This window comes from Pseudomonas sp. FP2309 (genome assembly GCF_030687575.1).
Lineage (GTDB): Bacteria > Pseudomonadota > Gammaproteobacteria > Pseudomonadales > Pseudomonadaceae > Aquipseudomonas.
Window position 1 is genome coordinate 4,745,187 of the sequence record NZ_CP117439.1, and the last position, 14,631, is coordinate 4,759,817.

The window sequence follows — 14,631 nt, forward strand, 5'->3', positions numbered from 1 at the left end:
CAGTCACGACGGGCTGCGGCAGTTTGCAACCCCGGCGCGACAGGCTCGACAACCGGGAGTGGCGCACCCCGAATCTATCTGGTAAGTTCGCCCGCTTGCAGCCGCAGGGCCGGCAGGTGTCGGTGACGTTGCAATCCTGCGCAATGGATTAGAAGAGTGAGAGGCGGTCTATTCATGTCCACCCAAGCAAAGCAACAGCAGACTCAAGGCCTCGGCGGCTTCGAACCCTACGTGGAAAAAAAGGGCGAGGAGTACATGGGCGAGCCCATGCGCGAGCACTTCACCAAGATCCTGAACAAGTGGAAACAGGACTTGATGCAAGAGGTTGACCGTACCGTTGACCATATGAAGGACGAAGCCGCCAACTTCCCGGACCCGGCCGACCGTGCCAGCCAGGAAGAAGAGTTCGCCCTCGAACTGCGCGCCCGTGATCGCGAGCGCAAGCTGATCAAGAAAATCGACAAGACACTGCAACTGATCAAGGACGAAGAATACGGCTGGTGCGAGTCCTGCGGCATTGAAATTGGCATTCGCCGCCTGGAAGCTCGTCCTACCGCCGATATGTGTGTGGACTGCAAGAACCTGGCAGAAATCAAGGAAAAGCAGGTCGGCAAATAATCCTGCCGAGCTGAACGAATGGGGCGTGCGAACGCCCCATTTTTGTTTCTGGCATTCGGCGGTTTTCCAGTAGTATCCGGCCCATGACAGCCTCTACCTATATCGGGCGTTTCGCCCCTACGCCCAGCGGCCATTTGCACTTCGGCTCGCTGGTCGCCGCCCTCGCCTCCTACCTTGACGCCCGCGCCCACCACGGTCGCTGGCTGATGCGCATGGAAGACCTCGACCCTCCCCGCGAAGAGCCCGGCGCCCAGGCTGCGATCCTCCACGCCCTGGAAAGCTACGGTTTTGAATGGGACGGTGAACTGGTCCGACAAAGCGAGCGGCATGATGCCTACGCCAAAGTACTCAATGACCTGTTCAACCACGGCCTGGCGTACGCCTGCACCTGCTCACGCAAACAACTGGAACTCTACAACGGGATTTACCCCGGCCTGTGCCGAAATGCCGGTCACGACCAGCAGGACGCCGCCATCCGTTTGCGAGTGCCGGAACTGGAATACCACTTCAGCGACCGCGTACAGGGTGAATTCCGGCAACACCTTGGCCGCGACGTCGGCGATTTCGTCATCCGTCGCCGTGACGGCCTTTATGCCTATCAATTGGCGGTGGTACTCGACGATGCCTGGCAAGGTGTGACCGATATCGTGCGCGGCGCCGATCTGCTGGATTCAACCCCGCGCCAACTGTACTTGCAGGAGCTGCTGGGCTTGCGCCAACCGCGCTACCTGCATGTACCGCTGATCGTCCAGCCGGACGGCAACAAACTGGGCAAGTCCTACCGTTCGCCGCCACTGGCGACAGACCAGGCCACACCGTTGCTCGTCAGAGCCCTGCGCGCCCTTGGCCAGAAACCTGGTGTTGAGCTGCTTCACGCCAGCCCACGGGAACTGCTCGATTGGGGCATCCAGCACTGGGATGCCACCCTGATCCCACGCACACTGACACTGGCCGAAGCGCAATTGAGCTGAAGGCGCTTGCAGCTTGCCAAGCATCCGTTACCATCGCCGCAGTTTTTTAATCAGAGGCCAACATGTACATCTATCGATTGGTCCTGCTGCTGGTCGTCGGGATCTACCTGTTTTCTCCCGCCATCATGGATTGGTGGATCGACGCCACGGGCGCCTGGTATCGGCCCTATCTGCTGTGGCTGATCCTGATCGTCGTGACTTTCATCCTGCAGAGCCAAAAAGATGCCGATGAGCTTTAGCCTCACCCAGATGCTGCTGATCAGCGCCGCCTACCTGGCCGCGTTGTTCGGTGTGGCCTGGATCAGTGAGCGCGGAATGATTCCGCGGGCGATCATTCGCCATCCATTGACCTACACGCTGTCCCTCGGCGTCTACGCCAGCGCCTGGGCATTTTATGGCACGGTGGGCCTGGCCTATCAGTACGGTTATGGCTTTCTCTCCAGCTACCTCGGCGTATCCGGCGCGTTTTTGCTGGCGCCGGTGTTGCTGTACCCGATCCTGAAGATCACCCGTACCTACCAGCTGTCGTCCCTGGCAGACCTGTTTGCTTTCCGTTTTCGCAGCACCTGGGCCGGCGCGCTGACAACGGTGTTCATGCTGATTGGCGTATTGCCGTTGCTGGCCCTGCAAATCCAGGCGGTAGCGGACTCCATCAGCATCCTCACCCGTGAACCCGTGCAACATGTGGTGGCCCTGGCCTTCTGCGCGTTGATCAGCCTGTTTACAATTTTCTTCGGTTCACGCCATATCGCCACCCGCGAGAAACACGAAGGCCTGGTGTTTGCGATTGCCTTTGAGTCGGTGATCAAGCTGATCGCCATTGGTGGCGTCGGTCTCTATGCGCTCTACGGCGTCTTCGATGGCCCGCAACAGTTGGAACTGTGGCTGTTGCAGAATCAGACCGCCCTCGCCGCCCTGCACACACCGTTACAGGAAGGCCCTTGGCGTACGTTGCTGCTGGTGTTCTTCGCCTCGGCGATCGTGATGCCGCACATGTATCACATGACCTTTACCGAAAACCTCAACCCTCGCTCATTGGTCAGCGCCAGCTGGGGCCTGCCGCTGTTCCTGCTGCTGATGAGCCTGGCGGTGCCGCTGATCCTGTGGGCCGGCCTTAAGCTGGGCGCCACCACCAACCCCGAATATTTCACCCTCGGCATCGGCATTGCCGCCAATAGCCCGGCCCTGGCGCTGCTCGCCTACGTCGGCGGTTTATCGGCGGCCAGTGGACTGATTATCGTCACAACGCTGGCGCTGTCGGGCATGGCGCTCAATCACTTGGTGCTGCCGCTGTACCAGCCGCCCGCCGAAGGCAATATCTACCGCTGGCTGAAGTGGACACGCCGTGCGCTGATCGTTGCGATCATCATGGCTGGCTACGGCTTCTACCTGCTGCTGGGCGCGGGCCAGGACCTGGCCAACCTCGGCATCGTTGCGTTCGTCGCCACCTTGCAGTTCTTGCCGGGTGTGTTGTCGGTGCTGTACTGGCCGACCGCCAATCGTCGTGGGTTTATCGCCGGTCTGCTCGCAGGGATTCTGGTCTGGGTCGTGACCATGCTGTTGCCGCTGGTCGGCAACCTGCAGGGCTTTTACATCCCACTGCTGAATATGATCTACGTGCTGGACGACACCAGTTGGCACATGGCGGCGATTGCGTCGTTGGCCGCCAACGTGCTGATGTTCACCCTGATCTCGCTGTTTACCAACGCCAGCCCTGAAGAAACCAGCGCCGCCGAGGCCTGCGCTGTGGATAACGTACGCCGCCCGCAGCGCCGCGAATTGCACGCGGCGTCGCCCCAGGAGTTCGCCACGCAATTGGCCAAGCCGCTGGGCGCCAAGGCGGCGCAAAAGGAGGTCGAACAGGCGTTGCGCGATCTGTACCTGCCGTTTGACGAGCGCCGCCCCTATGCACTGCGCCGTTTGCGGGACCGCATCGAAGCCAACTTGTCCGGCCTGATGGGCCCCAGCGTGTCCCAGGACATGGTGGAAACCTTCCTGCCCTACAAAGCCGGCGGTGAAAACTACGTCACCGAAGACATCCACTTTATCGAGAGCCGGCTGGAGGATTACCACTCACGCCTCACCGGACTTGCCGCCGAACTCGATGCACTGCGCCGCTACCATCGCCAGACCCTGCAGGAACTGCCGATGGGCGTGTGCTCATTGGCCAAGGATCAAGAGATCCTGATGTGGAACAAGGCCATGGAAGAACTCACCGGCATCGCCGCGCAGCGGGTCGTGGGTTCGCGCTTGAACACACTGGGCGAGCCGTGGAAGGAATTGCTGCAAGGCTTTATCAATGTGCCCGACGAGCATTTGCACAAGCAGCACCTGGCCCTCGATGGCCAAACCCGCTGGCTCAACCTGCACAAAGCCGCGATCGACGAGCCCCTGGCGCCGGGTAACAGCGGCCTGGTGTTGCTGGTCGAAGACCTCACCGAAACCCAGATGCTCGAAGACAAGCTGGTGCACTCCGAACGCCTGGCCAGCATTGGTCGACTGGCGGCAGGGGTGGCCCACGAGATCGGCAACCCGATCACCGGCATCGCCTGCCTGGCGCAAAACCTGCGCGAAGAGCGCGAAGAAGATAGCGAAATCATCGAAATCAGCGGGCAAATCCTCGAGCAGACCAAACGGGTGTCGCGCATCGTGCAGTCGCTGATGAGCTTTGCCCATGCCGGCGCCCATCAGAATCAGGACGAGGCGGTGTGCCTGGCCGAAGTGGCCCAGGATGCCATTGGGCTGCTGGCCTTGAACCGGCGCAATTTCGAAGTACAGTTCTTTAATTTGTGCGACCCGGACCATTGGGTCGACGGCGACTCACAACGCCTGGCCCAGGTGTTGATCAACTTGCTGTCCAACGCCCGCGATGCAACACCGGCCGGTGGCGCAGTAAGGGTCAAGAGCGAGGCTTTCGAGCACACGGTCGATCTGATCGTGGAAGACGAAGGCAGCGGCATTCCACAGAACATCATGGACCGATTGTTCGAACCCTTCTTCACCACCAAGGACCCAGGTGAAGGTACCGGTCTGGGCCTTGCACTGGTCTATTCCATCGTTGAAGAGCATTATGGACAAATCACCATCGACAGCCCGGCTGACATTGAAAGCCAACGCGGCACCCGTATTCGGGTGACCTTGCCGCGTCATGTCGAAGCGACGTCCGCTGTGAACTGAGACCGTCGAGAGAATTGAATCAATGCCGCACATTTTGATCGTCGAAGACGAAACCATTATCCGCTCTGCCTTGCGTCGCCTGCTTGAACGTAATCAGTACCAAGTCAGCGAAGCCGGCTCGGTGCAGGAAGCACAAGAGCGTTTCAGCATTCCCACGTTCGACCTGATTGTCAGTGACCTGCGCCTGCCCGGCGCGCCCGGCACCGAGTTGATCAAGCTTGGCCAGGGCACGCCCGTGCTGATCATGACCAGCTACGCCAGCCTGCGTTCGGCGGTGGATTCAATGAAGATGGGCGCGGTGGACTACATTGCCAAGCCTTTCGACCACGATGAAATGCTTCAGGCCGTGGCCCGCATCCTGCGCGACCGTCAGTCGGCCAGCAGCGCACCGGCCGAACAGCGCCCGGCCGGAAAAGCAGCCACCGGTGCGGACAAACCGGGCACCGACAACAGCAACGGCGAGATCGGCATCATCGGGTCCTGCCCGCCGATGCAGGACCTGTACAGCAAGATCCGCAAAGTGGCGCCTACCGACTCCAACGTACTGATCCAAGGCGAGTCGGGCACCGGTAAAGAATTGGTGGCACGTGCGCTGCACAACCTGTCAAAACGTGCCAAGGCGCCGATGATCTCGGTGAACTGCGCGGCAATCCCCGAATCGCTGATCGAGTCCGAACTGTTCGGGCACGAGAAAGGTGCATTTACCGGCGCCAGCGCCGGACGGGCGGGCCTGGTGGAGGCGGCGGACGGCGGCACGCTGTTCCTCGATGAAATCGGCGAGTTGCCACTGGAAGCACAAGCGCGCTTGCTGCGGGTCCTGCAGGAAGGTGAAATTCGCCGTGTGGGCTCAGTGCAATCGCAGAAGGTCGATGTGCGCCTGATCGCGGCGACTCACCGTGACCTCAAGAGCCTGGCCAAGATCGGCCAGTTCCGTGAAGACTTGTATTACCGCCTGCACGTGATCGCCCTCAAACTGCCGGCCTTGCGCGAACGTGGCGCCGACGTCAACGAGATCGCCAGCGCATTCCTGCTGCGCCAGAGTGCGCGCATCAACCGTACCGACCTGAAGTTTGCCCCGGACGCCGAACAGGCCATCCGGCATTACTCGTGGCCGGGTAACGTGCGGGAGCTGGAAAATGCGGTCGAGCGTGCGGTGATTCTGTCGGAGAGCCCGGAAATTTCCGCCGAACTGCTGGGCATCGATATCGAACTCAGTGATCTGGAGGATGACGATTTCATCGGCCTGTCCCCGCAGCAGGGCGGTGCCAGCAATACCAGCCATGAGCCAACGGAAGATTTGTCACTGGAAGACTACTTCCAGCATTTCGTCCTTGAGCATCAGGACCATATGACCGAGACCGAGCTGGCACGCAAACTCGGCGTGAGCCGCAAATGCCTGTGGGAGCGTCGCCAGCGCCTGGGCATCCCGCGTCGCAAGACCGGCGTGGCCAGCGAAAGCTGAGGGGGCGCCCCCACAGGTAACACCCATTGATGTGAAAAAACTGTTACCGCTGATTTTTTGCGTAACAAAAGCCGGGGCTTACGGTAACGAAGCCCCGGCTTTTTTTGCTCCGTCAAAAACCCGAAACCACCTCAAACCCCCGGTTTTGCTGGACGGCGCAAAAGTTGGCACGCACCCTGCTATATGCTTAGTACAAAAACAATAACAAGCTTTGTACAAACAATAAAAATAAGACGAATCGACTCACGCATAACAAAAACAACACGGCGGAGGCGCAGCTAACTGATTCTTTTGGAGAGGCGTTGCATTTGGGGCTTGCCCCGCAACCAGGCCGAGAACAACAAAAACTGCCCTAAGGCAGAGCCTGAACTGGTTGGATCGTAGATCAGCAACACAGCGACCAAAGCAATCCGTTTGCTCTTTACTCCCGATTGGGAGTGTCATGAAGGTAAAACTCCATGACGAGGGCGATCGACAAAAACAAGAAGCCCGAAACCAATAATAAAAATAGAGCACGCAACTACTTCTGGGGGAGCTTCGGCTCCCCTTGTAGTTTCTGTGATTTGGCGTTTTAAGGCTTATGGCGCAAGGCCGAAGCTTGTTCCTACACCATCCCCTGACTAAATGCTAGAATCCCCGCCCATCATCCGGTCATTCTTCGTTATGGCCGAACATTCCTTCAAACAGTGCATCCCATGCTGAAGAAGTTGTTCCAGTCATTCCGTTCTCCCTTGCGTCGTACGCAACACAAACGCAGCACGCCTGAAGTGCTCAACAGCAGCCAACATTCGCTGCAACGCGCTCAATTCAGCCGTTATGCGGTGAATATCGTCGAACGTTTGCAGAACGCCGGCTACCAGGCTTATCTGGTGGGCGGGTGCGTACGCGACATGCTGCTCAATATCACGCCCAAGGATTTCGACGTCGCCACCAGTGCCACGCCAGAGCAGGTGCGTGCCGAGTTCCGCAATGCGCGCATCATCGGCCGTCGCTTCAAGCTGGTGCATATCCACTTTGGTCGCGAAATCATCGAAGTGGCAACGTTCCGTGCCGGCCACCCGCAAAACGATGAAGAGGAAGACACTAATCAGTCTTCCCGCAACGAGAGCGGGCGCATTCTGCGTGACAACGTCTATGGCACCCTGGAAGAAGACGCGCAACGCCGCGACTTCACCATCAACGCCTTGTATTACGACCCGGTCAGCGAGCGCATCCTCGATTACGCCAACGGCGTGCACGACATCCGCAACAACCTGATCCGCCTGATCGGCGACCCAACCCAGCGCTACCAGGAAGACCCGGTACGTATGCTGCGGGCCGTGCGCTTTGCCGCCAAGCTCAACTTCGGCATCGAAAAGCACACTGCTGCGCCGATCCGCGAACTGGCGCCCATGCTGCGGGAAATTCCTTCGGCGCGCCTCTTCGAAGAAGTGCTCAAGCTGTTCCTGTCGGGCTATGCCGCCGACACCTTCGAGATGCTCGTCGACCTGCAGTTGTTCGACCCGCTGTTCCCGGCCAGCGCCGAAGCCCTGGAGCACAACCCCACCTATACCCACACGTTGATCAGCGAAGCGTTGATCAATACCGACTTGCGCATCAAGCAGAACAAACCGGTCACCCCGGCGTTCCTGTTTGCCGCCTTGTTGTGGCCGGCCCTGCCAAAACGCGTACTGCGCCTGCAAGACCGCGGCATGCCGCCGATCCCGGCCATGCAGGAAGCAGCGCACGAACTGATCGCCGAACAGTGCCAGCGCATCGCGATTCCAAAGCGCTTTACCATGCCGATCCGCGAAATCTGGGACATGCAGGAGCGCCTGCCACGCCGCAGCGGCAAACGCGCTGACCTGCTGCTGGACAACCCGCGTTTCCGCGCCGGCTATGACTTCCTGCTCCTGCGTGAAAGCGCTGGCGAGCAGACCGACGGCTTGGGCGAATGGTGGACCGACTATCAGGACGCCAATGACAGCGAACGCCGCGAGATGATTCGCGAGCTGGGCAGCAAAGGTGATGGCGAAGGTAGTGGGCCGAAGAAGCGTCGTCGCAGCAGCGGCAGCAAGCGCAAACGCAGCGCCGCCGATGCCTCGGGCGCCGCAGGCGAATAAACGTGGAACGTATCTACATCGGCATGGGCAGCAACCTGGCTGCCCCGGACCAACAACTGCGCAACGCCGTCCAGGCAATGGCGCAGTTACCTGACACCCGCGTCGCCGGCGTGTCGGCGTTCTATCAAAGTGACTCCCTGCTCCCAGGCCAACCGCGCTACACCAATGCGGTTGCCGCGCTGGACAGCAACCTGGCGCCACTCGAGTTACTCGATGCGCTGCAAGCCATCGAAAACGACCAGGGCCGCGAACGCCTTGAACGCTGGGGCCCACGCACGCTCGACCTGGACATTCTGCTGTTTGGCGATCGCCTGATCGACGAGCCGCGCCTCAAGGTGCCGCACTACCAGATGCACCTGCGGGCGTTTGTACTGTATCCCCTGGCCGAACTCGCTCCCGCCACCCTGCAACTGCCTGACGGGCAACGGCTGAACGCCCTGCTCGAGGCCCGCCCGTTTGTCGGCCTGGAACGCCTCTCCCCTGCTGAATCGCATCAGTAACAGCGGTAACACCGGCCTCGTAACAATGCGGTAACACATCCAATTGACTTCCCGTGTCCTCCTCACGACTATAGGCGTCCCGCTGCCGCCAACCCGGCGCTAAAGGGCGCAATCCAGGCCTTATAAGCACTGCTCTCAAGACAGTGCGCCTGTATAAACGAAGACTCACGCGCGTTACTCGCTGTTTCCAAGCGCCTGAACGAGGACCCTTTTGATGCCAGACATTACCCTGACCACCTTGCAGAGCCTCAAGCTCAAAGGTGAAAAAATCACCATGCTGACCTGCTATGACGCCACCTTCGCCCACGCCAGTTGCCAGGCCGGGGTTGAAGTGTTGCTGGTAGGCGACTCCCTGGGCATGGTTCTTCAAGGGAATGACAGCACCCTGCCCGTGACCACCGATGAGCTCGCCTACCACACCGCCAGCGTCAAGCGCGGTAATGACGGCGCGTTCATCATCGCCGACCTGCCGTTCATGGATTACGCCACTGTCGAGCAGACCTTCCAGAACGCCGGCAAGCTGATGCGCGCCGGCGCACACATGATCAAAGTCGAAGGCGCCGTCTGGCTTGCCGAATCGATTCGCCTGCTGGCGGAGCGCGGCGTGCCCGTATGTGCACACATGGGCCTGACGCCACAGTCGGTGAACATCCTCGGCGGCTATAAGGTACAAGGCCGCAACGAAGCCCAGGCGCGCCAGATGCGTGCCGATGCCATCGCTCTGGAGCAAGCAGGCGTGGCGATGATCCTGCTCGAATGCGTGCCCAGCGAGCTGGCTGCCGAGATCACCCAGGCCGTTAAAGTGCCAGTGATCGGCATTGGCGCCGGCTCGGCCACCGACGGCCAGGTACTGGTGCTGCACGACATGCTCGGTCTGTCGATCACCGGCCGCGTGCCCAAGTTCGTGAAAAACTTCATGACTGGCCAGGACAGCATCCACGCCGCACTGAGCGCCTACGTCGCCGAAGTCAAAGCGGTGACCTTCCCGGGCGCCGAACACGGGTTTTCTGCATGAACACCGTAAAAACCGTACGCGAACTGCGCGCAGCCGTGGCCCACGCCCGCAAGGCCGGCAAACGCATCGGCTTCGTGCCCACCATGGGCAACCTGCACAGCGGCCATGCCACGCTGGTGAGCAAGGCGGTGCAGCAGGCCGATTTTGTGGTCGCGAGCATCTTCGTCAACCCGTTGCAATTTGGCGCTGGCGAAGACTTGGACAAATATCCGCGCACCCTCGCTGCCGATCAGGAAAAGCTCCTGCAGGCCGGCTGCAACTTACTGTTCGCACCGACCGTGGAGGAGATGTACCCCGGCGGTATGACCGGCCAGACTCGCGTCAGCGTTCCGCAATTATCCGAAGGCCTGTGCGGCGCAAGCCGTCCGGGGCACTTCGAAGGTGTAGCCACGGTGGTGAGCAAGCTGTTCAACATGGTCCAGCCCGACATCGCGGTGTTCGGCCAGAAGGACTACCAGCAACTGGCTGTGATCCGTGCCATGGTCCGTGACTTGAACATGCCGATCCAGATCATCGGCGAGCCTACCGTGCGCGCAGAAGACGGCCTGGCGCTGTCTTCGCGCAACGGTTTCCTCAACGAAGAACAGCGTGCGATCGCGCCGGTGCTGTTCCGTAGCCTCAGCCAGATTGCCGCCGCCATCAAAAGCGGCAACCACGACTTCGCCGCACTGCGCGCCGAGCAGGTACAGCAGATCGAAGCCGCCGGTTTGCGCCTGGACTACCTGGAAGTGCGCCAGGGCGTGCACCTGCGCCCCGCTATGCCTGAGGATCAGGACATTGTGATTCTGGTGGCCGCGTTTCTAGGCACCACTCGCCTCATCGACAACCTGCACCTGACCCTCGACTGACCCCCTCCAAACACCCCGTCTGTTGCCCTGATCGCTGTGCCGGTATAAAAAAGTACCGGCCACAGCGCAGACAAAGCCAAGACATATCGACACGCTAGGTTTAATGTAATCGCCCGGCGCTATGGTTAGCGCTGTCTGGAACCCGATCCTTGCAATAAGACTGGATGTTCCGGGCTTTGAAGTGTCCTAAAGGCAGTCCCAGTAATAAAAAGGAAACCCGCAGCGATGGCGTACTACCGCACTCCTCATGACGTTACCGCTCTGCCTGCCTGGCAAGCGCTCAACCAACACCGCCAAGCCATGCAGGATTTCAGCATGCGCGAAGCGTTCAATGCCGATCCTCAGCGTTTTTCCCAATTCACCTTGAGCAGCTGCGGACTTTTCCTCGATTACTCAAAAAACCTGATCACCGGCGAAACCCGTGACTTGCTGGTGGCGCTGGCAGAGGAAGTCGGCCTCAAAGACGCGATCAATTCGCTGTACGCCGGCGAACCGGTCAACTCGTCCGAAGGCCGCCCTGCGCTGCACACCGCCCTGCGCCGCCCGGTGGGCGACAAGCTGTCGGTCAACGGCGTGAATATCATGCCGGACGTGCACAAGGTGCTGAACCAGATCACCGATCTGGTCGGCCGCATCCACGACGGCCTGTGGCGTGGCTACACCGAAAAACCGATCACCGACGTGGTGAACATTGGTATCGGTGGCTCCTTCCTCGGCCCGGAGCTGGTGTCCGAGGCTCTGTTGTCCTACGCCCATAAAGGCGTGCGCTGCCACTACCTGGCGAACATCGACGGCAGCGAGTTCCATGAGCTGACCATGAAGCTGCGCGCCGAAACCACGCTGTTTATCGTCTCGTCGAAATCCTTCAACACTCTGGAAACCCTGAAAAACGCCCAGGCAGCCCGCGCCTGGTACCTGGCCCAGGGGGGCTCGGAAGCCGAGCTGTACCGCCACTTTATCGCCGTATCGAGCAACAACGCGGCAGCTGTGGCCTTCGGCATCCGCGAAGAGAACATCTTCCCGATGTGGGACTGGGTGGGCGGTCGTTACTCGCTGTGGTCGGCAATCGGCTTGCCAATCGCCCTGGCCATCGGCATGTCCAACTTCAAGGAACTGCTGTCGGGCGCGTACACCATGGACCAGCATTTCCAGAACGCGCCGTTCGAGCAAAACATGCCTGTGCTGCTGGGCCTGCTGGGCGTGTGGTACGGCAACTTCTGGGGTGCGCAGAGCCATGCGATTCTGCCGTACGACCACTACCTGCGTAACATCACCAAGCACTTGCAACAGTTGGACATGGAGTCCAACGGCAAGAGCGTGCGTCAGGACGGAAAACCGGTGTCCACCGACACCGGTCCCGTGATCTGGGGCGGCGTCGGTTGCAACGGTCAACATGCCTACCACCAGTTGCTGCACCAGGGGACCCAGCTGATTCCGGCCGACTTCATTGTGCCGATCGTCAGCTTCAACCCCGTGTCCGACCACCATCAGTGGCTGTACGCCAACTGCCTGTCCCAGAGCCAGGCACTGATGCTCGGCAAGACCCGCAGCGAAGCCGAAGCCGAACTGCGCGACAAGGGCATTTCGGAGGACGAGGTACAGAAACTCGCCCCGCACAAAGTGATCCCGGGCAACCGTCCGAGCAACACCCTGGTGGTAGAGCGCATCAGCCCACGTCGTTTGGGCGCACTGGTGGCGATGTATGAACACAAGGTGTTCGTACAGAGCGTGATCTGGGGCATCAACGCCTTCGACCAATGGGGTGTTGAACTGGGCAAAGAGCTCGGCAAAGGCGTCTACAACCGCCTGACCGGCGCCGAAGAAACCTTGGCCGAAGACGCTTCCACACAGGGCCTGATCAACTACTTCCGCGGTCGTCACCGCGGCTGATACAGGTACTTCCAAGGCCAACGTTCGTTTGGACGTTGGCCTTGAACCCTCTCCACACAGGGTGCATCTTTACAACTTGTCGCCAAAACAAGAATAAGGATCGCTCATGTTCGATATCAGCACGTTTCCCACCGCCGATGCCGTCCGCCGGGCAGCGCAACTCAGCCAGGAGGACTACCAGCGCCTCTATCGCCAATCCATCGAACAGCCGGATACCTTTTGGGCTGAGCAGGCCAAGGACTTTCTGGACTGGATCACACCGTGGCATACCGTACAGCAGTCAGATATCCACAGCGGCGCCGCCCAATGGTTTGCCGGTGGCCAACTGAACGTCAGCTACAACTGCATCGACCGTCACCTGGCGCAACGCGCCGATCAAACGGCCTTCATCTGGGAGGGCGATGATCCGACAAAATCCTCCAAAATCACCTACCGCCAACTTCACCAAAACGTCAGCCGCCTGGCCAACGTGCTTAAAAGCCGTGGCGTAAATAAAGGCGATCGCGTGTGTATCTACATGCCAATGATCCCGGAAGCGGCCTACGCCATGTTGGCCTGCACGCGGATCGGCGCGGTGCACTCGGTGGTGTTTGGCGGTTTTTCACCGGACGCCCTGCGCGACCGCATTCTCGATGCCGACTGCCGCACCGTGATCACCGCCGATGAAGGGGTGCGTGGCGGTAAGCCGGTGGCGCTGAAACAGAATGTGGATAAAGCGCTGGCTAGTTGCCCGAATGTCAGCACCGTATTGGTCGTGCAGCGAACCGGTGCAAAGGTCAATTGGCGCGAAGGCCGCGACCTCAAGTATCAGGAGGCCATGGATTCAGCGAGCGACGACTGCCCGCCTGAACCGATGGACGCCGAAGACCCACTGTTTATCCTGTATACCTCCGGCAGCACCGGCAAACCCAAGGGCGTGCTGCATACCACCGGCGGCTACCTGCTGCAAGCCGCCATGACGTTCAAGTACGTGCTCGACTACCGCGACGGCGAGGTGTTCTGGTGCACTGCCGATGTGGGCTGGGTCACCGGCCATAGCTATATCGTGTATGGGCCACTGGCCAATGGCGCCACCTCGCTGATGTTCGAGGGGGTGCCGAGCTACCCCGACAGCTCGCGCTTCTGGCAGGTGATCGACAAACATCAGGTGAATATCTTCTACACCGCACCCACCGCCTTGCGCGCGTTGATGCGTGAAGGTCATGGCCCACTGGAGAGCACCTCGCGCGCCAGCCTGCGCCTGCTCGGCAGCGTGGGCGAACCGATCAACCCGGAGGCGTGGGACTGGTATTTCAACGCCGTGGGCGAGCAGCGTTGCCCGATTGTGGATACCTGGTGGCAGACCGAGACCGGCGGCATCATGCTCAGCCCACTGGTCAGCGCGCAACGAATCAAACCCGGTTGCGCCACGCAGCCGATGTTTGGCGTACAACCGGTGTTGCTGGATGAGCAAGGCAAGGTCATCACCGGTGCCGGCAGCGGCGTACTGGCGATCAAAGCCAGCTGGCCGGGGCAGATCCGCAGTGTGTATGGCGACCCGCAGCGCATGATCGACACCTATTTCAAGCCCTACCCCGGCTATTACTTCACCGGCGACGGCGCGCGCCGTGACGAGGACGGCGACTACTGGATCACCGGGCGTATCGACGATGTGATCAACGTGTCCGGCCACCGCATCGGCACCGCCGAGGTAGAAAGCGCTTTGGTGCTGCATGACCAAGTGGCCGAAGCCGCCGTGGTGGGTTACCCCCATGACCTCAAAGGCCAGGGCATCTACGCCTTCATCACGCCGATGAATGGCGTGGAGCCCAGTGATGCGCTGAAAAAACACCTGCTGGAATTGGTCAGCAAGGAAATCGGCAGCTTTGCCAAGCCGGAACTGATCCAATGGGCCCCCGCTTTGCCGAAAACCCGCTCAGGCAAGATCATGCGACGGATATTGCGCAAGATCGCCTGCAACGAGCTGGACAGCCTCGGTGACACCTCCACCCTCGCCGACCCCAGCGTGGTGGACGGCCTTATCGACAAACGCCTGAACCGCTAGGAAC

General features: G+C 60.2%; 11 protein-coding genes. All 11 read left to right on the forward strand.

What is annotated here, in order from left to right:
* The first annotated feature begins 174 nt into the window (after positions 1-174).
* The 11 genes from dksA to acs all read left to right on the forward strand — a co-directional run bounded on the left by dksA (position 175) and on the right by acs (position 14,627).
* Complete coding sequence (dksA, locus tag PSH59_RS21835) at positions 175-618, forward strand: RNA polymerase-binding protein DksA (RefSeq protein WP_076965038.1); 444 nt, start codon at positions 175-177, stop codon at positions 616-618.
* 83 nt (positions 619-701) lie between these two features.
* Positions 702-1,589 carry a tRNA glutamyl-Q(34) synthetase GluQRS gene (gene gluQRS / locus PSH59_RS21840; protein ID WP_305393650.1) on the forward strand — a complete coding sequence of 296 codons (888 nt, stop codon included), beginning with the start codon at positions 702-704 and terminating at the stop codon, positions 1,587-1,589.
* Positions 1,590-1,651: 62 nt separating this feature from the next.
* Entirely contained in the window at positions 1,652-1,828 is a 177-nt protein-coding gene (locus PSH59_RS21845) for a hypothetical protein (RefSeq protein ID WP_003176118.1), read from the forward strand.
* Entirely contained in the window at positions 1,812-4,766 is a 2,955-nt protein-coding gene (locus PSH59_RS21850; RefSeq protein WP_248078237.1) for a sensor histidine kinase, read from the forward strand. The genes PSH59_RS21845 and PSH59_RS21850 overlap by 17 nt, the downstream gene beginning before the upstream one ends.
* A gap of 22 nt (positions 4,767-4,788) precedes the next feature.
* Positions 4,789-6,228 (forward strand): sigma-54 dependent transcriptional regulator, encoded by a 1,440-nt coding sequence (locus PSH59_RS21855; RefSeq protein WP_248078239.1) that lies wholly within the window; start codon positions 4,789-4,791, stop codon positions 6,226-6,228.
* Between the two features lie 695 nt (positions 6,229-6,923).
* Positions 6,924-8,330 (forward strand): polynucleotide adenylyltransferase PcnB, encoded by a 1,407-nt coding sequence (locus tag PSH59_RS21860; RefSeq protein WP_248078241.1) that lies wholly within the window; start codon positions 6,924-6,926, stop codon positions 8,328-8,330.
* 2 nt (positions 8,331-8,332) lie between these two features.
* On the forward strand, positions 8,333-8,830 hold the full coding sequence (gene folK / locus PSH59_RS21865) for a 2-amino-4-hydroxy-6-hydroxymethyldihydropteridine diphosphokinase (protein ID WP_305393651.1): 498 nt from the start codon (positions 8,333-8,335) through the stop codon (positions 8,828-8,830).
* A gap of 214 nt (positions 8,831-9,044) precedes the next feature.
* Complete coding sequence (gene panB / locus PSH59_RS21870) at positions 9,045-9,845, forward strand: 3-methyl-2-oxobutanoate hydroxymethyltransferase (RefSeq protein ID WP_305393652.1); 801 nt, start codon at positions 9,045-9,047, stop codon at positions 9,843-9,845.
* Complete coding sequence (gene panC / locus PSH59_RS21875; protein ID WP_248078247.1) at positions 9,842-10,693, forward strand: pantoate--beta-alanine ligase; 852 nt, start codon at positions 9,842-9,844, stop codon at positions 10,691-10,693. The genes panB and panC overlap by 4 nt, the downstream gene beginning before the upstream one ends.
* 225 nt (positions 10,694-10,918) lie before the next feature.
* Complete coding sequence (gene pgi, locus PSH59_RS21880; RefSeq protein ID WP_248078249.1) at positions 10,919-12,583, forward strand: glucose-6-phosphate isomerase; 1,665 nt, start codon at positions 10,919-10,921, stop codon at positions 12,581-12,583.
* Positions 12,584-12,689: 106 nt separating this feature from the next.
* Positions 12,690-14,627: an acetate--CoA ligase gene (gene acs, locus PSH59_RS21885; protein WP_305393653.1), complete on the forward strand. Its 1,938-nt coding sequence runs from the start codon at positions 12,690-12,692 to the stop codon at positions 14,625-14,627.
* Positions 14,628-14,631: the final 4 nt, after the last annotated feature.

Coding starts and splice junctions, on each gene's coding strand:
- dksA (WP_076965038.1), top strand. CDS start 175: ATGTCCACCCAAGCAAAGCAACAGCAGACTCAAGGCCTCGGCGGCTTC.
- gluQRS (WP_305393650.1), top strand. CDS start 702: ATGACAGCCTCTACCTATATCGGGCGTTTCGCCCCTACGCCCAGCGGC.
- PSH59_RS21845 (WP_003176118.1), top strand. CDS start 1,652: ATGTACATCTATCGATTGGTCCTGCTGCTGGTCGTCGGGATCTACCTG.
- PSH59_RS21850 (WP_248078237.1), top strand. CDS start 1,812: ATGCCGATGAGCTTTAGCCTCACCCAGATGCTGCTGATCAGCGCCGCC.
- PSH59_RS21855 (WP_248078239.1), top strand. CDS start 4,789: ATGCCGCACATTTTGATCGTCGAAGACGAAACCATTATCCGCTCTGCC.
- PSH59_RS21860 (WP_248078241.1), top strand. CDS start 6,924: ATGCTGAAGAAGTTGTTCCAGTCATTCCGTTCTCCCTTGCGTCGTACG.
- panB (WP_305393652.1), top strand. CDS start 9,045: ATGCCAGACATTACCCTGACCACCTTGCAGAGCCTCAAGCTCAAAGGT.
- panC (WP_248078247.1), top strand. CDS start 9,842: ATGAACACCGTAAAAACCGTACGCGAACTGCGCGCAGCCGTGGCCCAC.
- pgi (WP_248078249.1), top strand. CDS start 10,919: ATGGCGTACTACCGCACTCCTCATGACGTTACCGCTCTGCCTGCCTGG.
- acs (WP_305393653.1), top strand. CDS start 12,690: ATGTTCGATATCAGCACGTTTCCCACCGCCGATGCCGTCCGCCGGGCA.